Consider the following 21,167-nt stretch of genomic DNA (forward strand, 5'->3'; position numbering starts at 1 on the left):
CGCGTCTCGACGCTTCAGCATATGTGCCGCCTTTTGTCATGGAGAAGCACGCGGCGCAAGACTTTATAACCACCCCTCACAAGCGCGGCCGTGCCGTGAACCCCCGATGAACGGGCCGTTCAGTGCGGTTTCAGAGCCATTTTGTTTAAATGCACAGCATCGGGAAACCGAAACGCCTTTCGCCCGTTAAGCAACCGGAGAATCGAAAATGCTGGCCTTCATGATCGTCGTTTCGGTCATCTCGTCATTCGCAGCCGAGTATCTTTTCCTCGAATGACGGCCTCAGCCAGTTTCCTGAACGCCAGATGAACGAGCCATTCAAGGAAGTTTCACCGGGGCGATGCTAATCGATTTTTATGATTGACGCGGAACATGATCGGACATGGTGCGTTAACAAGAAACCAAAGGAACAGACAAATGTTTGTAAGAGAAAAACAGTCTACTTCGGCGAAAATCAGCGTCATCAGCACCGCCTGGACAGTTCTGGTTATCGCAATGGTAGCAACGACGTTTAGCCTTTATGAACAGAAGCCTGAAAAGCTTGGACCTGACTATCCGCAACTGACCGCCCGCTACCAGTATATGAATTATTACTGATAACGGGGAGAAACTCTCGAAACTCCGGAGACGACATCATGTTCACATTTCTGACGATGCTTCTTGCCCTGATCAGCGTAATGTTCGTGATGTCAATGATCTCTGTCGTCGCCGAGATGCGACGCGAGGACGAGGAGTTCAAGGCGATGATCCGGCGCGACCGCGCTTTCTGAGAGCGGCAGGCTGGCATAAATCCGCTTTAAAAATGATTGTTCTCAGCCGCCCTGGAGCCTCCGGGCGGTTTTGTTTTGAAAGGCCTGCGATAGCCGCCCTCGTTCCTGTGCTCGTCACGGGAATCCAGTCAGCAAATGTCTGTGCGACGGGAAGACTCTTTTCAGCCCAAGGACTTGGGCGGGCTCGATTCCTGTCACAAGCACAGGAATGAAGGTGTGGACGCCGCTGATATCCATCTGTTGCCTCCATTTCGGCGCCTCCAATCACACAACCGTTTTCAAAACCCCGTTTTTCCAAGGGAAATTCCCTTCAATTTCCGAATGGATTGATTTAAGGAACGCCGATACGTTGCGGGCCGGACAGCCGGCGACCGCGATGACGTTCCTGTGAGGTTTGCATAACGATGCTCGATTCCCTGAGAAATGCTTCTCGAACCATGGCAGCCAAGCTGCTGCTTCTCCTGCTTGTTGTTTCTTTTGGCATCTGGGGCGTTTCCGCATCGCTTGTCACCGCCAATTCCCACGCCGTCATGACGGTAGGTGACCAGACGGTCAGCCCGGAGGAATTCCGCCTCGCCTATCAGCGGCAGATTTCCGATCTCAGCCGCCAGTTCGGCACAAGGCTGACGACCGAACAGGCCAAGGCCTTCGGCATCGACCGCCAGGTCTTCAGCCAGCTTGCAGCCGGGGCATCGCTTGACGAACTCGCTTCGAAGATGAACCTCGGTCTTTCGGAAGACCGTCTTGCCAAACTCATTGCCGAAGACCCCGCCTTCAAATCGGTCAATGGCCAGTTCGACCGCAACCTCTTTACGGAGCGCCTGCGCAATTCCGGTTTCCGCGAGGACGACTACATCAAGGAACGCAGCAAGGTCGCCGTGCGCAGCCAGATCGTTGAAGCCGTCTCGGACGGTTTTGCCGCACCGCAGGTTCTCGTGGATGCCCTGAAGCAATATCGCAACGAGCAGCGCGCCGTTGATTATGTCATTCTTTCAAACGCCGTCATCCCGCCGGTCAAGGCCCCCGGCGACGACGTGCTCGCCCCTTGGTTCGAGACGAACAAGACGAAATATCGCGCGCCGGAATTCCGCAAATTCACCTATGTGAAGCTGGAACCTTCCGACATCGCGGAGCCAGCCTCGGTAACGGACGCCCAGATCGCCGATTATTATAACAGCCACAAGGACAGCTTCCGCACCGCCGGCCGCCGCACGGTCGAGCAGCTGACCTTCCCGGACAAGGAAATGGCCGCCGCCGCCGCCGAGCAGATCAGGCTCGGCAACACCACCTATGACCAGGTGGTGAAGGATCAGGGCAAGACGCCGTCCGACGTCACGCTTGGCGAATTCACAAAGGATACCATCCCCGACCAGTCGATTGCCGATGCCGCTTTTGCCATCCAGAAGGATGGGGGCGTTTCGCCAGTGGTTGAAGGTTCGTTCGGCCCGGTACTTCTGCGCGTCACGGGCATCAAGCCGGAAACCACCCGCACGCTGGAAGAGGCAAAGGAAGACATCCGCAAGGATCTCGCCACCGCTGCCGCCGCGGAAGAAATCACCAATGTGCACGACCGTTACGAGGATCTGCGCGCCGGCGGTTCTTCGCTTGCGGACGCCGCACAGCAGCTGAACCTGAAACCGGTCACCATTGCCGCCATCGACGCAGCCGGTCTCGACGAAAAGGGCGATGCGGTCGAAGGCCTGCCCTCCCCGCAGCTCGCCCAGGACGTGTTCAAGACCGAACCCGGAACCGAGGCCCTGCCGATCAATCTCGGCCGCGAAGGTTACATCTGGTTCGACGTCGAGCAGATCATCCCTGCCCGCGACCGCACGCTTGCCGAAGTCCGCGACGATGTCGTGGCCGACTGGACGGCCGAGCAGCAGCGCACCGCACTTGCCGCCAAGGCCGACGAGCTGAAGGCCCGCGTTGAAAAGGGCGAGACGCTGGAGGCTGTTGCGGGTGAGCTGAGCCTTGCAGTCGAACAGAAATCCGGCCTGCGCCGCACCAGCGAAGATGCGATTTTCGGTCGCCAGACCATCGCCGCCGTCTTCTCGGGCGCCGAAGGCGTGGTCGGCACCGCGGCCGATGCCGATGGTTCCAGCCGCATCCTCTTCAAGGTCACCTCTGTCGACACCAACGCGACGCCGGACGCGATCGCCAATGACGACCAGCAGTTTGCCGCCATTGCCCGCGCGGCCGGCGACGACATGCTGGACCAGATGGTCAACCGCCTGCAGAATGACTATGGTGTGACGATCAACCAGGCCCTCGCCGATCAGGCGATGGTCGGCTTCTAACCCGGGAGGCGACGAGATGGCCGAACTGAAGCCGCTGATCGCCAGGGTCGCGAATGGAGAAAGCCTGAACCGCGAGGATGCGCGCACGGCTTTCGACATTCTGATGTCGGGCGAAGCCACGCCGTCGCAGATCGGCGGTTTCCTGATGGCGCTGCGCGTGCGCGGTGAAACGGTCGACGAAATCGTCGGCGCCGTCTCCTCCATGCGTTCCCGGATGTTGCCGGTTTCCGCCCCCGCCAATGCCATCGATATCGTCGGCACCGGCGGTGACGGCATCGGCACCTACAACATCTCGACACTCGCCTCGATCATCGTCGCCGGCACGGGCCTGCCGGTCGCCAAGCACGGCAACCGGGCATTGAGTTCCAAATCCGGCACGGCAGACGCGCTTTCCGCACTCGGCGTGAAGCTCGATATAGGTCCCGATCTCATCGCCCGCTGCATCAGCGAGGCGGGTCTCGGCTTCATGTTCGCGCAGATGCACCATTCCGCCATGCGCCACGTTGGCCCGAGCCGCGTTGAACTCGGCACGCGCACGATCTTCAACCTGCTCGGCCCCCTCTCCAACCCGGCCGGCGCAAAACGGCAATTGCTCGGCGTGTTTTCGCCACGCTGGCTGGTGCCGCTTGCCGAAGTGCTGCGTGATCTGGGTTCGGAAAGCATCTGGGTCGTGCATGGCGACGGCATGGATGAAGTCACCACCACGGGCGTCACCCATGTGGCGGCGCTCGAAGGCGGCAATATCCGCACCTTCGAGCTGACCCCGAAAGATTTCGGCGTTGAGCCGGCGCGGATGGACGACCTCAAGGGCGGCGACGGCATTGCCAATGCGGCGGCGCTGCGCGAGGTTCTTTCAGGCAAGCGCAATGCCTATCGCGACGTATCGCTTTGCAACGCAGCCGCAGCGCTTGTCATCGCCGGCAAGGCGGAAACGCTTGGCCAGGCCATGACGATTGCCAGCGATGCCCTCGACAGCGGCAAGGCCGCCGCCGCGCTGGAGCGTCTGGTCGCCGTATCAAACGAGGAATGAGAGCGAGATCATGAGCGACATTCTCAAGAAGATCGAGACTTACAAGCTCGAAGAAATCGCCGCCGCCAAGGCGAAGGTTTCACTGGCCGATCTGAAGGCCATGGCTGCCGACCAGAGCGCGCCCCGCGGTTTTTACAGGGCGCTGAAAACAAAGCAGGCCGAGGGCAAGTTCGGCCTTATCGCCGAAATCAAGAAGGCCAGCCCCTCCAAGGGCCTCATCCGCCCCGATTTCGATCCGCCGGCGCTGGCTGCGGCCTATGAGGCTGGCGGCGCTGCATGTCTTTCTGTCCTGACAGACAGGCCGAGCTTTCAAGGCGCTCCGGAGTTCCTGACCGCCGCCCGCAACGCCTGCGCCCTGCCCGCGCTGCGCAAGGATTTCATGTTCGACACCTATCAGGTGCACGAAGCCCGCGCCTGGGGCGCGGACTGCATTCTCCTCATCATGGCCTCGCTGTCGGATGACGACGCGAAACGGCTGGAAGACGAGGCTTTCGCGCTTGGCATGGATGTGCTGATCGAAGTGCACGACGAAGAAGAAACGGAACGGGCGCTGAAGCTCGACTCGCCGCTTTTCGGCATCAACAATCGTAATCTCCGCACTTTCGAGGTTGGCCTCGAAACCAGCGAAAGGCTGGCGGGACTGGTGCCCGCCGGCAGGCTGCTGGTGGGCGAAAGCGGCATCTTCACCTTCGAGGATTGCCAGCGCCTGAAAAAAAGCGGCATCAGCACCTTCCTCGTCGGTGAAAGCCTGATGCGCAAGGACGATGTGACGGCGGCCACCAAGGCGCTGCTGACGGGCCAGTCCGGCATTCTGGCAGCGGAATAAACCCGGATGAGCGACGCCCCGAAGCTCACCCATATCGATGCGGCCGGTGAAGCGCATATGGTCGATGTTGGCGACAAGGCGGAAACCGTGCGTGTTGCGGTGGCCGAAGGCTTCGTGAAAATGAAGCCGGAAACGCTGGCGCTTATCCACGACGGCAACGCCAAGAAGGGCGATGTCATCGGCACTGCACGGCTGGCCGGCATCATGGCCGCGAAGCAGACCGCCAATCTCATTCCGCTCTGCCACCCGCTGATGCTGACCAAGGTGGCGGTGGACATCACCGAAGATGCCACCCTGCCCGGCCTCCGCGTTGAGGCCAGGGTGAAACTGTCGGGCAAGACCGGCGTGGAAATGGAAGCGCTGACCGCCGTCTCCATCGCCTGCCTGACGATCTATGACATGGCAAAGGCCGCCGACAAGGCGATGGAGATCATCAATATCCGCCTGCTTGAAAAGAGCGGCGGCAAATCCGGTGATTTCAAAGCCAGCGATTTCGGGCGACAGGAGAACTGAATGAAGCCGCTGCTGCCCGTGGATGAGGCCATCGCGCGCCTTCTGGACGCAGCGGTTCCGGTCACCGACACCGAAACGCTGCCGCTCGCCGAATGCGACGGCCGCGTTCTCTCGGTTGATCTCATCGCAAGCCTCACCCAGCCCCCCTTCGATGCCTCAGCCATGGACGGTTATGCATTGCGCAGCGCCGATGCACCGGCCATCGGCTCGGTCCTCACCGTCATCGGCCAGGCCGCCGCCGGTCATGCTTTTGCCGGCACGGTGGATGAAGGACAGGCCGTGCGCATCTTCACCGGCGCGCCCGTGCCGCAGGGTGCGGATACGATCCTCATTCAGGAGGATGCCGAAGTCCTGGAAGGCGGAAAAATCCGCACGGCCTTCGATGTCACCGCTGGGCGACATATCCGACCGCGCGGGCAGGATTTTACCAAAGGCGAAACGGTGCTGGAGGCTGGAAGGGAACTCGGCTTTGCCGATCTCACGCTGGCGGCGGCGACGAACCACGCCACGCTTACCGTCTATCGCAGGCCACGCATCGCCATCCTTGCCACCGGCGACGAGTTGCTGCCGCCTGGAAGCGTTCCGCAGCCGGCGCAGATCATCGCGTCCAACACCTTCGGCGTCGCCGCGCTGGCCCGCAAGGCCGGTGCAGAGGTACTGGATCTCGGCATTATCCCCGATGATGACGCGCTGATCCGCGCCGCCATCGGCGAGGCCGTTGCGGCGAAGGTTGATGTGCTGGTGACACTCGGCGGCGCCTCCGTCGGAGACCACGATCTGGTGCAGGCTGCATTGAAGGCGGAGGGCATGCAGCTCGATTTCTGGCGCATCGCCATGCGCCCGGGAAAACCGCTGATGGTGGGCTCCATCGGCAGCATGCAGGTTCTCGGCCTGCCCGGAAACCCCGTGGCCAGTCTCGTTTGCGGTCTGCTTTTCCTTGAACCCTTGGTCAGCCGGATTGGCCGGCACCTGCCCCCGCAACGCATCGCGACCGCAAGAACCGCGACGGCGCTGAAGGCCAACGACCACCGCCAGGATTATCTTCGCGCCCGCCTGGTTACCGGTCAAGGCGGCGTGGTCGTGGCGGAGCCTTACGCCAGACAGGATTCATCCATGATGAACATCCTCGCCCATTCCGACGTCCTGATCATACGCCCTCCCCATGCGCCGCAGGCTGACGCCGGGGCCGAATGCCCGGTCATCAAACTCAGGGCCTGAACCCGCAGCCAAACGTAGACAACACGCTTTCACGGCACTCGATGAGGCATTTGTACACCCGCCTGCTGACATCGCCCGGAACGGCGCCGCGTTCAATGCCCTCAGGCCCGCCAGACAAACTGTAACGTTGCGCCTTTGGAGACGGCCGACAAATATCGGCTTCCCCAAAACCATGTCTTGGCGAATGGAAATTCCCCGCCCCTTGAGCTTTTTTCCTCTCCACGAATCACGTTGCTGTGCCAAAATAAATCAGCTGCAAAGCGTTATCGGGATTGACAGAATAAATGCGAAACTGTCACCAAGGCGGATAGTAGAGGTCAAAAATTCCGGAAATTCCAAAAAATGAAAATTACTTATAATTATCAATTAAATAAGATAAAAATCGTACAAAACAGAATTTCCTGCAATAAAAATTAGTTCTCCATAAATTAAGCTTTCCAAAACAGCCTCCATAATAATAATCATAGTCTATAAGCAGACTCACTGGAGTTTCTTGATGAACACGGCATCCACGCCCAAGACCACGGGACCCGACATTGCCGGGCAGATTGCCCACGCCATGCGGAGCATGGGTGTTTCGCCGATCCCGCGCAACTACAGCCTTTTCTACGAAGCCTATATCGGTTCGAACCCTGCGCTGACCAAGGATCTGGCGGCGCTGGGAAACCGGGCGACACAGGACGATCTGGACGAGCTATCCGCGCGTTACGGTGATGGCGGTCCCGCGCGCTTCATCGACGATGCGCATGAAAAGCTGCGACGCGAACTGGAAGCCCTTCTGGGGACCTTACGGCGGGAACAATCCTCCATCGAGAACTACAACAGGATTCTCGGCGAGACGCGGCAGCGTATCGATGACAAGAATGCCGCCAGCAGCAATATTCTGAGAAACGCAATTGCGTTGCTGGCCGAGGCCACCGGCTCGAAGATCATCGACGGCGAAAAGGCGTTCAACGACGTCAACCGCCATGCCGAGGAAATGCACCAGGTGCGCCTGGAGCTGGATGAATACAAGCGCATCGCCAATACCGATTCGCTGACCCGCCTTTCCAACCGGCGGGCTTTCGACGACCGGCTGGCAACCGTTTATGATACCTCCATCGGCCTGCAATATACGTCGCTCGTCCTGCTCGATATCGATCACTTCAAGCGGATCAACGACACGTTCGGCCATCCGGTCGGCGACAAGATTCTGGCCACCGTCGCTTCGGTCATTCGCGCCAATGTCCGCAAGGACGGCTTCGTCGCCAGAAGCGGCGGCGAGGAATTCGCCATCATTCTCGACGGCAATACGCCGGAGGAAGTCATGGTGATGTGCGAGCGCATCCGCCTGTCGCTGGAGAGCACACCCTTCCGCAATTCGAGATCAGGCGCGGATTACGGCACGGTAACGATCTCGATCGGTTTTGCCGCTGCCGCGCAGGCCACCAATCCGACCGAACTTTACGCCCATGCGGATACGGCGCTCTACCACGCCAAGGAAACCGGCCGGAACCGCTCGGTCTTCTACGAGGACGGTATGCAAAAGAACTATACCGGCAAAAACTGGCTGATTTATCGGACTTGAGGCAAATTGCGCCGATTTGGGCGCTTTAAAAACACAGCGCTGTCCCCACCCTCATTCCTGACAAGCATAGGAATGAGGGCGAGAGGGGGAAGCCTCACCACATCGTCTTCGCCGCGCGCGCCGCCCATTCGCGATCATAGGTCTCCTGATCGAATTCCGCCTTGGCCGCCTTGAGCAGCAGACCCGGCGTCGGAAGCGACGACGGGTCGACAAAATTGTCGGGATTCCACAATTCAGACCGCATCAGCGCCCGTGCACACTGGAAATAGACTTCGTCGATCGTGACCACGATGACGGTGCGCGGATGTTTGCCATCCATCTCGAAGCTCTGCAACAACGTGGGGTCAACGGAAACCACGGCGCGGCCATTGATGCGCATGGTCGTATTCGAGCCGGGGATCAGGAACATCAGCGCCACGCGCGGATCCCGCACGATGTTGAGAAGCGAATCCACGCGGTTATTGCCGCGCCAGTCCGGCAGCAGCACGACCTTGTCATCGTCCACGCGCACCACACCGCCCTTGTCGCCGCGCGGTGAACAGTCCATGCCCTCCGGCCCCACCGTCGCCAGAGCGAGAAACGGTGACGTTTCGATCATCAGCCTGTATTCGGCCGTCAGCGCGGCTGTCACCTTGGCGATGGATGCCTCGCTCGTGCCGTCATAGATGGCCTTTAATTCCTCGACCGTGCGAATGATCGTCATGTCAGTTCCTATCCCTCGAAATCACCCTGCGACACCGCCGGGCGCAATCCCTTACTCTTCCGCCGCTTCCGCCTTTTCCCGCTCCGCCCGCTCACGCGCCGTGCGCGCGGCGACGAGATCGGCTGGCTGGGCGTTGCCACGGATCAGCGAACGGCCGGCATAAATGCCGCCGACGACCTCCATGGCGAAACGCTCCTCGTCGCGGTCGCGGAATTCCTCCACCAGACGGGCGGCGTCTTCCCGCTCCTCGCCCATGGCGCCCAGAACCTCCTCGCTGAAATTCAGCGCCGATTCCAGCGTCTCGCGAATCTGGTAATCCACGCCGGCCTTCAGCAGATCGATGGCATGGCCACGGTCATAGGCGCGAGCGAGAACCGGAACCAGCGGGAATTCATGCTTGACGATCTCCGCGATCCGGACGGCTGCTTCCTTGTCGTCGACGCAGATGAGAACAGCACGCGCCGTGCTGGCGCCGGCGGCATGGAGGATTTCCGCGCGTGAGCCATCGCCATAATAGACCTTGAAACCGAATTCCGCCGCATCGCGCACGAAGTCGGCATCCTTGTCGATCAAAGACAGCGTGTAACCGCGCGCCAGAAGCGGCTGGCTGACGATCTGGCCGAAACGTCCGAAACCAATCAGGAGAATGCTGCCCTCGACATTTTCAGGCATGTCGAGATCGTCAGTATTGGGCACCGCCGCCGGCACCAGCCGGTCGTGCAGGATGACCATCAGCGGCGTCAGGACCATGGAGATGATGATCGTCGCCGTCAGGATGGCATTGGCCTCCCGGTCGAGAATGCCGGCGCTGACAGCGGCAGAATAGAGCACGAAGGCGAATTCGCCGCCCTGCGCCATCAGCACCGCCCGTTCCAGGCTTTCACGCCTGGTGGTGCCGAGCGCCCGCGCCACGCCATAGATGAGGAAGGCCTTGAGCAGCATGTATCCGGCGACACTGACCAGCACCAATTGCCAGTTGGAGGCAATGACGGCAAGATCGATCGCCATGCCGACGCCGAGGAAGAACAGGCCGAGCAGAATGCCGCGAAACGGCTCGATATCCGCCTCCAGCTGATGGCGGAAGGAGGATTCCGACAGCAGCACGCCGGCCAGGAAAGCGCCCATCGCCATGGAAAGGCCGCTGACCTGCATCAGAAGCGCCGAACCCAGCACCACCAGCAGCGCCGCAGCCGTCATCACCTCGCGCGCACCGGAGGCCGCCAGCAGGCGGAAGAACGGGTTGAGCAGATAACGTCCGGCAAGGATGAGCGCACCGACGGCGGCAAGCGCAATGCCGACGGAAACCCAGCGCTCCGACGCCGTGACATCTTCCCCGCCCGAACCGAGGAAGGCGACGAGCGCCAGCAGCGGCACGATGGCCAGATCCTCGAACAGCAGGATGGCGATGATGCGCTGCCCTTTCAGGCTGGACATGCTGTTGCGCTCCTGCAGCATCTGCATGACGATCGCCGTCGACGTCAGCACGAAGCCCGTGCCAGCGACGAAGGACATGATGACAGGAAAGCCGAGACCGACCCCGATCAACGTCAGGCCGCCCATGCAGACCAGCACCTGCAATGCGCCGAGCCCGAAAATATCCTGCCGCATGGACCACAGCCGCGACGGCTGCATTTCAAGGCCGATGATGAACAGGAACATCACCACGCCGAGTTCCGCTATGTGCAGAATGGCCTGCGAATCGGAAAAGAAACCAAGACCGTAAGGCCCGATCACCAGGCCGGCTGCGAGATAACCCAGCACAGAGCCGAGGCCGATGCGCTTGAAGATCGGCGCGGCGACAACGCCTGCCGCCAGCAATACGACCACCTGGGCCAGATCATTTCCGTTCGCTTCTACGGCCACACGCCACCCCGTTTAAATAGTGAGACAAGAGCTTTGCCCTCGTCCGATTATCGGCAACGCGCGAGAACATTTTCTCCGTCATGCCGGACTAGATCCGGCATCCAGCCACGGCGCGTCTGCGCCGTGAAAGGACTCTCCCGCGATCAAGGACTTGATCGCGCTGGACCCCGGATCAAGTCCGGGGTGACGAAGAGCGAATGCAACAACGTTGCCAAACGCAGCAGTTCTTCGACCCCTTTGCCATCATTCTCACGAGGGCGTCTCCCTCGCTGTTTTCTCTACCGGTACCGCGGCTCCCTGCTCAAGCCCTTTTCGGCGAGCTCCCGTTCATAATCCGCAAACAGCCTGTCCCCGGTCTCACCCAGTTCCTTCAGGTATTTCCAGGTGTAGATGCCGCTGTCATGGCCATCGTCAAAAACGATGCGCACCGCATAGTTGCCTGTCGCGACCATGGAGCGGATGGCGACATCGCGTTTGCCCGGCACCGTGACCTTTTGTCCCGGCCCGTGGCCCTGCACTTCGGCCGAGGGCGAAAGCACGCGCAGCATCTCGGCCTTCAGCCGGTAAACGCTTCCATCGTCGAAGGAAACGGTCAATTCGCGCCGGTCTTTCGACACAAGCAGCTCTGTCGGCCAGGCATCACTCATTTTTCACTTCCGCAAGCTCATCACATGCGTCAGAATTACGGACTTGCCTCAGCATAGGCAAGCCACTACATCATTTGAGGGGCGCATCGCGCAATGAGGATGGAGACGTGAACAGTTTCCCCGGATCGCTTGGAAAAGCGCAGTTCCTGACGGAAAACAACGCACCGATGGTGGACCCTTTCGGCCGCGCCATCACCTATCTGCGCGTTTCCGTGACCGACCGCTGCGATTTTCGCTGTACCTATTGCATGTCCGAACACATGACCTTCCTGCCGAAGAAGGACCTTCTGACGCTCGAAGAACTCGACCGGCTCTGTTCCGTCTTCATAACGCGCGGCGTCCGCAAGCTGAGGCTGACCGGCGGTGAGCCGCTGGTGCGCAAGAACATCATGTCCCTGGTGAGGAACCTCGGGCGGCATGTCGAGAGCGGTGCGCTCGAGGAATTGACGCTGACCACCAACGGCTCACAGCTGGCGAAATTCGCAGCCGAACTCGCCGATTGCGGCGTGCGCCGCATCAATGTCTCCCTCGATACGCTCGACAGCGATAAATTCCGCCATATCACCCGCTGGGGGGATATCGACCGGGTGATGGAGGGGCTCGATGCCGCACAGGCGGCAGGCATCAAGGTGAAACTCAACGCCGTTGCGCTGAAGGACTTCAACGATGCCGAAATGCCGGAGCTGATGCGCTTCGCCCACGGCCGCGGCATGGACCTGACGGTCATCGAGACCATGCCGATGGGCGAGATCGAGGAAGACCGCACCGACCGTTATCTGCCGCTTTCAAAATTGCGCAGCGATCTCGAGCAGAGCTTCACGCTCATCGACAGCGATTACCAGACCGGCGGCCCGGCCCGTTACGTGACGGTGAAGGAAACCGGCGGCCGGCTGGGCTTCATCACGCCCATGACCCATAATTTCTGCGAAAGCTGCAATCGTGTCCGTCTCACCTGCACCGGCACGCTCTATATGTGTCTCGGCCAGGACGACGCTGCCGATCTGCGCACGGCGCTGCGCGCGTCCGACAGCGACGCCTATCTTTCCAGCGCCATCGATGAAGCCCTTCTGCGCAAGCCGAAAGGACACGATTTCATCATCGACCGCACCCACAACCGACCCGCAGTCTCCCGCCATATGAGCGTGACAGGCGGCTGAGGCCGGCTGAACGTCTTTCTCATCCACCCACCCATATAAACGGTTGAATTGCCAGCTCTGCCGTGCCACGTCTCTTTATATGGAGGAATGCGTGGTTGCGCCGTAACGGCGGCTCCAGATCGCCCGGAGGGGCGGACGGAGTAAACCGCGCATGGTCTGGGATATTTGGGAATGGCATTGACGGACAATACGCGCGGCGCGCTTTTCATGGCGCTCGCAATGGCAAGCTTCACGGCCAACGACGCGCTGACGAAGTCCGTCACCCCCTACATCAACACCGGTCAGATCATGTTCGTCCGCGGCATCATGACCGTGGTGCTGATCTATATCGCGGCCCGGCATTTCGGCGCGCTCCGGCCCCTGAAAACCCTTTTGCGCCCCATCATCATCCTGCGCTGTCTCTGCGAGGTGACCGCCGCCGTTCTTTATCTGACGGCGCTCGGCCTCATCGAATTTTCCAATGCCTCGGCCATATTGCAGTCCCTGCCGCTGGTGGTGACGCTGGGTGCGGCGTTGTTCCTGCGCGAACCTGTGGGCTGGCGGCGCTGGGTGGCGATCATCGTCGGTTTCATCGGCGTGCTCGTCATCATCCGGCCCGGCCCGGAAGGCTTTACGCCGGGCGCGCTGCTGGTTGTCGCATCGCTGGCCGTTACCGCCGCGCGTGATCTGCTGACGCGGAAAATGTATGCCGATGTGCCTTCGCTTGCGATCACCGTCATCACCGCCTTCGTCAACATGGCAGTGGGCGGCCTCTTGATCCTGCCCTTCGGCGGCTGGCAGCCTATGAACGTCACGATCGTCTCGCATCTGGCCGCCTCGGCCATTCTGGTGCTGGTCGGCTACCAGGCGATCATATTGTCGATGAGATCGGGCGAAATTTCCTTCGTCGCGCCGTTCCGGTATACCGGCCTGCTCTGGGGTTTCATGATCGGCATATTCTTCTTCAACGAGAAGATCGACAATTACACCATCATCGGCGCCATGATCATCATCGGTTCGGGCCTTTATACCTTCTACCGGGAAAGCCTGCGAAAGCGCTCGCAGATGGCCAAGCGCGCGGCCGCCACCCCCACTGCCGTGACCACCGTACGGCCGGCTTCCGTAACGAAAGCTGCCGTAACGGAAGAGGCGGGAGAATGACATGAACGGCGGCCGTTTTCTGGACAGAACCACCCCACCCCACATCATCACGCTGGTCGTCATCGCCGGTGTCGCGGCGCTGTGCATGAATGTGTTCCTGCCCTCGCTTGCGACGATGGCAGTGTATTTCGAGACCGATTACGCGGTGATGCAATTCGCCGTCTCGGGTTATCTCGCCGCCACCGCCTGCCTGCAGCTCGTCATCGGCCCGCTCTCCGACCTCTTCGGGCGCCGCCCCGTCATGCTCGCCAGCATCGCCGTCATGATCGTCGCGACGCTTGTGTGCATGCTGGCGCCCAATATCACAGTCTTCATGATCGGGCGCGTGGCGCAGGCGGCCGTCGTTTCCGGCTTCGTGCTGGCCCGCGCGATCGTGCGCGACATGGTGCCCATGGAACAGGCGGCCTCGATGATCGGCTATGTGACGATGGGCATGTCCGTGGTGCCGATGGTCGGGCCAACGGTTGGCGGCCTGCTCAATGACATCTCGGGCTGGCAATCAAGCTTCGCCCTCCTCTGCCTGCTTGGCCTCGGCATCCTGGCGCTCGCCTGGCTCGATCTCGGCGAAACCAACCACAACAGATCGGCAAGCTTCTCGCAGCAGTTCCATGCCTGGCCGGAACTTCTGCGCTCGCCGCTGTTCTGGGGTTACGCTCTGACCTCGACCTTCTCATCGGGCATGTTCTTCTCCTTTCTCGGCGGCGCGCCTTTTGTCGGCAGCGTGCTTTATGGGCTTTCGCCGGCCATGCTCGGCCTGCAATTCTTCTTCATGGCCAGCGGATACATGCTCGGCAATTTCATCTCCGGTCGTTATGCCAGCGAAATCGGCATCACCCGCATGATGCTGTCGGGCAATGTCATCGGCATTGCCGGCATCATCGCCGCCATCGCGCTGATCTCGGTCGGGGCGGAAAGCGCCTATGCGTTTTTTGTGCCGCTCGCCCTGATCGGCGTCGGCAACGGCGTGACGCTGCCCAGCGCCAATGCCGGCATGGTCAGCGTCCAGCCGCATCTGGCTGGCTCAGCCTCCGGTCTCGGCGGCGCCATGACCATTGGCGGCGGCGCGGCACTCTCGGTTCTCGCCTCCTCGGTTCTTTCAAAAGAGGATGGAACCTGGCCGCTTCTTCTGGTGATGCTGGCGACCGGCCTTGTCGCCCTCCTCACCACCTATATCGTAAGGCTGCAGGAAAAGCGGGAATGACGGCCCCTTTTGAAATACCCGGCCTGGTACTCGCCGGCGGGCTTTCGCGGCGTATGGGCAGCAACAAGGCGATGGTGCAATTGGGCGATGCGCCTCTCATGTCCCATGTCATCAGCCGCATCACGCCGCAGGTCTGCGACGTCACCATCAATGCGGCCAATGGCTGGGCGGAAAGTTTCGGCCTGCCGCTGCTGCCCGATACGCTGAACGGCCACGCCGGTCCGCTCGCGGGCGTTCTGGCCGGCATGCGCCATTTCCAGCATCGCGGCGACGCGGTCAGCCACTTTCTGACAGCGCCCGCCGACAGCCCGTTTTTCCCTGACGATCTTGTGATGCGGCTTTGCGAACACCTGTCCGACAATGCAATCGTCATTGCCGCCTCCAGCGGCCAGCTTCATCCGGTCTTTGCGTTGTGGCCGGTCGCTCTCGCCGATGATCTCGAGGCATGGCTGAAGAACGATGCCAACCGGCGCATCCGCGCTTATCTTGCCCGGCATGTCACCATTGGGGTTGCATTTGCGCCGCTGGAAACGGCAAAGGGCAGCCTCGATCCGTTCTTCAACATCAACACGCCGGATGAGCTTGCACTGGCGCGCAGCTATCTGGAGAGCATGGAAGCATGACGGCACAAAAGGTCTTCGGCATCGCCGGCTGGAAGAACTCGGGCAAAACTGGTCTTGCCGTGCGCATCGTCACCGAACTGACGGCGCGCGGCTACCGTGTCTCCACCATCAAGCACGCCCATCACGATTTCGATATCGACAAGGTCGGCGCCGATAGCTGGCGTCACCGGCAGGCCGGCGCGCACGAGGTCACGATCGTTTCCGGCACCCGCTTCGCCATCATGCATGAATTGCGCGGCGAACCGGAGCCCTCCTTCGAAGACATCCTCTCCCGCCTCGCGCCGTGCGACCTGGTGCTGATCGAAGGTTATAAATACGAGCCGGTGCCGAAAATCGAAGCGCGCCGGGTTGAGGCGGCGAAAACGGAACCGCTGGCGCCGCTCGATCCGCATATCGTCGCCATTGCCGCCGATCACGCGGTGACGGACACGGCGCTTCCGGTTTTCGATCTCGACGATACCGGCGCGATTGCCGACTTCATCGAGACGACGGTGGGTCTTGTCAGGGGTTAGACACGTAGCGGCTCGACCTGACTTGGGCTGCATCCCCAAATCCGTCATACCGGCCTTGAGCCGGTATCCAGCCAGCCCAAGTCCTTGGGCTGAGGAGACTCATTCCGCCGCGCAGGCGCGCGTCGACTGGATGCCGGATCGGGTCCGGCATGACGGAGGAGAAAACCGCGAGAAACCAATGCCCACTAAGCCCGAGGCACCCATTCCAGAACTTTTTCCGCACGCATCACCCCATAAAATGAAAAAGCCGGGCTCATCACCCGGCTTCATCATTCCTTGAGACGCAATACCTATTCAAGGAAAGTGGATGGGTTCACCGGCGTCGCATCCTTGCGAACTTCGAAGTGAACCTGCGGACGTTTGGCGCTGCCGGTCATGCCCGAGGTGGCGATGGTCTGGCCGCGCTGAACCTTCTGGCCACGCTGCACGTCGAGATTGGCAGCGTTGCCATATACCGTGACCTTGCCGTCGTCATGGCGGACAAGAACCGTGTTGCCGAGCTGCTTCAGGCCATTGCCGGCATAGATGACGACACCGTTTTCAGCGGCCTTGATCGGCGTGCCCTCGGGAACCGAAATGTTGATGCCGTCGTTGCGGCTGCCTTCGACATTGTCACCGAAATTATTGATGACCGCGCCGCGCACCGGCCAGCGATATTTGCCGATGCCGGTGGATTCCGGTGCGACCGACGCCATGTCGGCCTTTTTCTCGATATCGCTGACACTGGCGGTGGCCGGAGTTGCGGGCGCAGCCGGAGCGGCGGCGGCGGCCGGCGCCTTATAGGGCTCCGGCTTGACGGATGCGGTTTCGACGGGCTTTGCGGCTTCCTTGGCGGGAACGGAAGCGGTCTTGATGGCATCCGTCGAAGCACCCGGCATGTTGAGCGTCTGGCCGACGCGGATGCTTTCGTTGCCGAGACCGTTTGCCGCCTTGAGAGCAGCCACCGACACGCCGTTTGCACGGGCGATCTTGGCGAGGCTGTCGCCCGGCTGAACCTTGTAGCCACCAGAAGGCGGCAGCGGCTTGCCGCCCGGAGGCGTCAGTTTGCCAGCTTCAGCAGAAACCTTGTCACGGGCGGCGGCCTGCGACGGCAGCACGGCCACGTTTCCATCCGGCGCACGCAGCGGTGTCGGCTGGTCGCCATTGCGGTTGAGCGCAATATCGCCGGCGGCATCCTTGGCGGCGTTGCGGACCTGGCCGAACTTCGGAATGAGGATCGACTGGCCGGCCTGCGCGGCGGAAGCGGTCTTCAGGCCATTGACCCGCAGCAGTTCCTTTTCCGGAACGCCGTAGCGGTTGGAGAGGGTCGCAATGCTTTCGCCGGGACGCAGGGTCACGGAGGCGGCGCCATCGGTGTGCCAGCCGTTTTTGTCGGAGCGAACGGTCGCGGTGGTCAGGTTGTCAGCGGCGGGTGCGGCAGCCTGCCGTGCGGGCGCTGCCAGAGACGGCGCGGCCTTGGGCTGGGCGGACGGGAAAGGCTGGGCCATGGCTTCGTTGCGGGTCGACGGATCGCGGCTCGCCACGGCTGTCGGCGCAGACAGCTCGGAACGCTGCACCGGCGAGGCCGAGGCACGGGCCGTGGACGGCTGAACGCCACCGTAACCACCCGACTGCTGCGGATAGGAATTGCCGGCCATGTTCTGGTTGGCATAACCTCCCTGTGGCGCGGCAGAGGCGTAACCGCCATTCATGTCGCCCTGCGGAACCGGGGCCTGCCCGTAAGCACCGCCGCCCTGACGGGCAGGAATTGACGCCGTGGTCATCTGATCCGGTCCACTGGAAAAGAGGCCGCTGAACCGCGTTGCATCCGAGCTACAGCCCGTTGCGACGCTTGCCAGCAATGCCGCTGCGAACATTTTTGCGACTGATTTTCCGATTTTAGACGAATGTCTCATACGCATGACTCGATCTACACTGACGCCAACCCGCCGCATCGAGATCGATCCGGCACAAATTTCAATTCTTGCAAGGCCCATTTCCCGAGATGGGGAAAACCATGCGTCGATGTTTATGATTAAAGCGCGTTAGTGTTACCACGCCGTTAAAACGTTAAGCCGTTTGGCGCTTTTTTGACACTTCGATAACCATGACGAAGACAGGATGCGCCATGATGAAACAATTAAATCTCTTAAAATCAGATGTTTGCGAAAATTCAGAACATTAGGAGACCAAAATACAATGTCTCGAAAATTTTCATTTTGTCACAAATGACGCGCAATATGGGTGCTGAGCGGCAGGTAGGGCGCCTCGAACAGTTCTTCCTTCTCGAAGCGGCTGCCGGTCTTGGAAAAGCGCGTCATCACGCAGCGATCACCTTCAACGATGATCGGCGCGATCATCATGCCGCCGGAAACGATCTGCTCGGCAAAGAAACGGGGCATGGTGGTGAAGGCCGCCGTGGAAACGATTCGGTCAAAAGTGCCCTCACCCACCAGGCCGTTGCTGCCATCCGCCTGGCGGATGACGACGTTGCGGATTGCAAGATCATCGAGACAGTTCTGCGCCTGCTGCACCAGCGTCTTGTACCGTTCCAGCGAAAAGACGCGCTCAACCCGGCGGGCAATGATCGCCGTCATGAAACCGCTGCCGGTACCGATTTCCAGCACGCGCTGGCCGGGTTTCAGCTGCAGGCGGGCAAGGATTTTCACCGCCATGTCGGCCCCTTCCATGAAGGAACCGCAGTCGATCGGGATGGTGCGGCTGGAATAGGCGTCGGCGGCAAATTGCGGCGGCACGAATTTGGATCGTGGCGTCTGCTCAACCGCCGTCAGCAGGTCGAGATCGGAAATCCCCTCGCCCCGCAAGCGCAGAACGAGAGCTGCAAAACCTTCCTTTTCGACCATGGCAGATTTCAATCGGCGACTCCGAATCCAAGCGCTTGCGCAACCCGATCCTTCACCGTGTAATCCGTCAGGTCAAGCTTCAGCGGCGTGACGGAAATCTTGCCATGCTTTAAGGCGTGGATATCGGTGCCTTCGCGGAAGGTGCCCATGCGTTCGCCGAAACGCAGCCAGTAATAGGGAAAACCGCGGCCATCCTGGCGTTCTTCCACCGTCAGGCCGAAATCGAGCTTGCCCTGCCCCGTGACGGACACGCCCTGCACATCCTTTGGCGCGCAATTGGGAAAATTGAGATTGAGGAAGGTGCCGTCAGGCAGATCGACATCGATGAGCTTGCGAATAAGATCGGGCGCATAGGTCTCGGCCACCTCCCACGGCACGACGCGGCCTTCGGCATGGCTAAAGGCCTGGCTGAGCGCAAAAGACCGCACGCCCTGCAGCGTACCTTCAATGGCCCCGGCAATCGTGCCGGAATAGGTCACGTCATCGGCCATGTTGGCGCCGGCATTGACACCTGACAGTACGAGATCTGGCTTTTCCGGCAGAACCTCGCGAATGCCCATGATAACGCAATCAGTCGGCGTGCCGCGCAGAGCGAAATGCTTGTCGGAAACCTTGCGAAGACGCAACGGCTCGGACAGCGTCAGGGAGTGAGCAAGCCCGCTCTGGTCTGTCTCCGGCGCAACGATCCAGACGTCGTCGGAGAGCGTGCGAGCGATACGCTCCAGCACGGCCAGCCCTTCGGCGTGGATACCGTCGTCGTTTGTCAGCAAAATCCGCATGTTTTCCTCCCGCTCTTCATTTTGCTCAGGCAGAACACTCCCCGAACCGTCATCCCGGCCTTGAGCCGGGATCCAGTCGACGCGTGTCTGCGCCACGGGAATAGTCCTTTTCAGCCCAACGACTTGGGCTGGATGGATGCCGGATCAAGTCCGGCATGTCGCCATCTTTGAAATCAAGCCGCCTTTTCGATCCGCGTCAGACCGCCCATATAGGGCAGCAGCACATCAGGAATTGTGACAGAGCCATCGTCGTTCAGGTAATTTTCGAGAACGGCGATCAGGCAGCGGCCGACAGCCGTGCCGGAACCGTTCAGCGTATGCACGAACTTCGTCGCCTTGTCGTCCTTGCCGCGATAGCGCGCATTCATGCGGCGCGCCTGGAAATCGCCGCAGACCGAGCAGGACGAGATTTCGCGATAGGTATTCTGACCGGGCAGCCACACTTCCAGATCGTAGGTCTTGCGCGCGCCAAAGCCCATGTCACCGGTGCAGAGCGTCATGGTGCGGAAATGCAGGCCCAGCCGCTTCAGCACCTCCTCGGCGCATGCCGTCATGCGCTCATGCTCGGCGACAGCGCTTTCCGCATCCGTGATGGAGACGAGCTCGCACTTCCAGAACTGGTGCTGGCGCAGCATGCCGCGCGTGTCACGGCCTGCCGAACCCGCTTCCGAGCGGAAGGACGGTGTGAGTGCGGTGAAACGCAGGGGCAGCTTTTCCTGCTCGAGGATTTCGCCGGCCACGAGGTTGGTCAGGGTCACCTCCGCCGTCGGGATCAGCCAGCGGCCATCGGTGGTCTTGAACAGGTCCTCGGAGAATTTCGGCAATTGCCCGGTGCCGAACATCGCCTCGTCGCGCACCATCAGCGGCGAGGAAACTTCGGTATAGCCATGTTCCGAGGTGTGCAGGTCGATCATGAACTGGCCGAGCGCCCGCTCCAGCCGCGCGAGCTGGCTGGTGAGAACGGTGAAACGCGAACCCGAAAGTTTGGCGGCCCGCTCGAAATCCATATAACCAAGCGCTTCGCCGATTTCGAAATGTTCCCTGGCCTCGTGGTTCCAGCCGGGCTTCTGGCCGACGACGCGGGTCACCACATTGTCATGCTCGTCCTTGCCATCGGGCACATCGTCGAAGGGCATGTTCGGCAGGCGCGACAGGGCGTCGTTCAACTCGGCGGTGACCTGACGGTCCTCCTCCTCGGCGCGCGGCATCTTGTCCTTGAGGTCGGCGACCTCGGCTTTAAGTTTTTCCGCAAGCTCCATGTTCTTCTGCGCCATGGCGGCGCCGATTTCCTTGGAGGCGGCATTGCGGCGGGACTGCATGTCCTGCAGGGACTGGATGACGGAACGGCGCTTTTCATCGAGCGCGATCAGACCTGCGGCCGCAGGCTCCGCGCCACGGCGTGCGAGCGCCGCGTCAAAAGCTTCGGGGTTTTCACGTATCCATTTAATGTCGTGCATCGTCGTTCCAGACCGTTGTTG

General features: G+C 60.8%; 20 protein-coding genes. 13 read left to right on the forward strand and 7 right to left on the reverse strand.

All coding sequences use genetic code 11. From position 1 onward, the window contains the following. The first annotated feature begins 417 nt into the window (after positions 1 to 417). The 8 genes from ACZ47E_RS06195 to ACZ47E_RS06230 all read left to right on the forward strand — a co-directional run bounded on the left by ACZ47E_RS06195 (position 418) and on the right by ACZ47E_RS06230 (position 8,221). Complete coding sequence (locus tag ACZ47E_RS06195; RefSeq protein ID WP_004442101.1) at positions 418 to 597, forward strand: hypothetical protein; 180 nt, start codon at positions 418 to 420, stop codon at positions 595 to 597. 38 nt (positions 598 to 635) lie between these two features. After that, a complete protein-coding gene (locus ACZ47E_RS06200) occupies positions 636 to 770 on the forward strand; it encodes a hypothetical protein (RefSeq protein ID WP_004442104.1) in 135 nt (44 codons plus the stop codon). Between the two features lie 404 nt (positions 771 to 1,174). Next, positions 1,175 to 3,067, forward strand: coding sequence for a peptidyl-prolyl cis-trans isomerase (locus tag ACZ47E_RS06205; RefSeq protein WP_137068738.1), 1,893 nt, complete (start codon positions 1,175 to 1,177; stop codon positions 3,065 to 3,067). A gap of 16 nt (positions 3,068 to 3,083) precedes the next feature. Further along, the gene (gene trpD, locus ACZ47E_RS06210) at positions 3,084 to 4,097 is read left to right on the forward strand and encodes an anthranilate phosphoribosyltransferase (RefSeq protein WP_006698866.1); all 1,014 of its coding nucleotides are present in this window, start codon (positions 3,084 to 3,086) and stop codon (positions 4,095 to 4,097) included. A 10-nt stretch (positions 4,098 to 4,107) separates the two neighbouring features. Continuing rightward, a complete protein-coding gene (trpC, locus tag ACZ47E_RS06215) occupies positions 4,108 to 4,923 on the forward strand; it encodes an indole-3-glycerol phosphate synthase TrpC (RefSeq protein ID WP_278066796.1) in 816 nt (271 codons plus the stop codon). 6 nt (positions 4,924 to 4,929) lie between these two features. After that, positions 4,930 to 5,436: a cyclic pyranopterin monophosphate synthase MoaC gene (gene moaC / locus ACZ47E_RS06220; protein WP_072494431.1), complete on the forward strand. Its 507-nt coding sequence runs from the start codon at positions 4,930 to 4,932 to the stop codon at positions 5,434 to 5,436. Further along, positions 5,437 to 6,654 carry a molybdopterin molybdotransferase MoeA gene (locus ACZ47E_RS06225; protein WP_278066797.1) on the forward strand — a complete coding sequence of 406 codons (1,218 nt, stop codon included), beginning with the start codon at positions 5,437 to 5,439 and terminating at the stop codon, positions 6,652 to 6,654. Between the two features lie 496 nt (positions 6,655 to 7,150). Further along, a complete protein-coding gene (locus tag ACZ47E_RS06230) occupies positions 7,151 to 8,221 on the forward strand; it encodes a GGDEF domain-containing protein (RefSeq protein WP_022556260.1) in 1,071 nt (356 codons plus the stop codon). Positions 8,222 to 8,315: 94 nt separating this feature from the next. Here ACZ47E_RS06230 and ACZ47E_RS06235 read toward each other — a convergent pair whose 3' ends face one another. From ACZ47E_RS06235 to ACZ47E_RS06245, 3 genes are all read right to left on the reverse strand, one after another. After that, on the reverse strand, positions 8,316 to 8,924 hold the full coding sequence (locus ACZ47E_RS06235) for a pyridoxamine 5'-phosphate oxidase family protein (protein ID WP_464016915.1): 609 nt from the start codon (positions 8,922 to 8,924) through the stop codon (positions 8,316 to 8,318). 51 nt (positions 8,925 to 8,975) lie between these two features. Next, the gene (locus ACZ47E_RS06240; protein ID WP_278066799.1) at positions 8,976 to 10,787 is read right to left on the reverse strand and encodes a monovalent cation:proton antiporter-2 (CPA2) family protein; all 1,812 of its coding nucleotides are present in this window, start codon (positions 10,785 to 10,787) and stop codon (positions 8,976 to 8,978) included. 278 nt (positions 10,788 to 11,065) lie between these two features. Then, the gene (locus tag ACZ47E_RS06245) at positions 11,066 to 11,434 is read right to left on the reverse strand and encodes a gamma-butyrobetaine hydroxylase family protein (RefSeq protein WP_004442123.1); all 369 of its coding nucleotides are present in this window, start codon (positions 11,432 to 11,434) and stop codon (positions 11,066 to 11,068) included. Between the two features lie 107 nt (positions 11,435 to 11,541). Between ACZ47E_RS06245 and moaA the strand changes: the two genes are divergently transcribed. The 5 genes from moaA (at position 11,542) to mobB (ending at position 16,067) form a co-directional block, all read left to right on the forward strand. Next, positions 11,542 to 12,591: a GTP 3',8-cyclase MoaA gene (gene moaA, locus ACZ47E_RS06250; RefSeq protein WP_044460021.1), complete on the forward strand. Its 1,050-nt coding sequence runs from the start codon at positions 11,542 to 11,544 to the stop codon at positions 12,589 to 12,591. Between the two features lie 171 nt (positions 12,592 to 12,762). Beyond that, positions 12,763 to 13,731 (forward strand): DMT family transporter, encoded by a 969-nt coding sequence (locus ACZ47E_RS06255; protein WP_045533712.1) that lies wholly within the window; start codon positions 12,763 to 12,765, stop codon positions 13,729 to 13,731. Between the two features lies 1 nt (position 13,732). Continuing rightward, positions 13,733 to 14,932: a multidrug effflux MFS transporter gene (locus ACZ47E_RS06260; protein WP_022556265.1), complete on the forward strand. Its 1,200-nt coding sequence runs from the start codon at positions 13,733 to 13,735 to the stop codon at positions 14,930 to 14,932. Further along, positions 14,929 to 15,555, forward strand: a complete 627-nt coding sequence (gene mobA / locus ACZ47E_RS06265; protein ID WP_112765865.1) for a molybdenum cofactor guanylyltransferase MobA — start codon at positions 14,929 to 14,931, stop codon at positions 15,553 to 15,555. Before ACZ47E_RS06260 ends, mobA begins: the two co-directional genes overlap by 4 nt. Beyond that, positions 15,552 to 16,067 (forward strand): molybdopterin-guanine dinucleotide biosynthesis protein B, encoded by a 516-nt coding sequence (gene mobB, locus ACZ47E_RS06270; RefSeq protein ID WP_035211513.1) that lies wholly within the window; start codon positions 15,552 to 15,554, stop codon positions 16,065 to 16,067. The genes mobA and mobB overlap by 4 nt, the downstream gene beginning before the upstream one ends. A 290-nt stretch (positions 16,068 to 16,357) precedes the next feature. Here the strand turns inward: mobB and ACZ47E_RS06275 are convergent, their stop codons facing one another. From ACZ47E_RS06275 to serS, 4 genes are all read right to left on the reverse strand, one after another. Further along, the gene (locus ACZ47E_RS06275; RefSeq protein WP_037093448.1) at positions 16,358 to 17,923 is read right to left on the reverse strand and encodes a peptidoglycan DD-metalloendopeptidase family protein; all 1,566 of its coding nucleotides are present in this window, start codon (positions 17,921 to 17,923) and stop codon (positions 16,358 to 16,360) included. A gap of 345 nt (positions 17,924 to 18,268) precedes the next feature. After that, complete coding sequence (locus tag ACZ47E_RS06280) at positions 18,269 to 18,922, reverse strand: protein-L-isoaspartate(D-aspartate) O-methyltransferase (RefSeq protein WP_022556269.1); 654 nt, start codon at positions 18,920 to 18,922, stop codon at positions 18,269 to 18,271. After that, entirely contained in the window at positions 18,919 to 19,689 is a 771-nt protein-coding gene (gene surE, locus ACZ47E_RS06285) for a 5'/3'-nucleotidase SurE (protein ID WP_004442133.1), read from the reverse strand. Before surE ends, ACZ47E_RS06280 begins: the two co-directional genes overlap by 4 nt. A 173-nt stretch (positions 19,690 to 19,862) precedes the next feature. Beyond that, positions 19,863 to 21,146: a serine--tRNA ligase gene (gene serS, locus ACZ47E_RS06290; protein WP_004442134.1), complete on the reverse strand. Its 1,284-nt coding sequence runs from the start codon at positions 21,144 to 21,146 to the stop codon at positions 19,863 to 19,865. Between the last annotated feature and the right edge of the window lie 21 nt (positions 21,147 to 21,167).

The sequence above is a fragment of the Agrobacterium sp. 5Ca39 genome, from assembly GCF_055382365.1.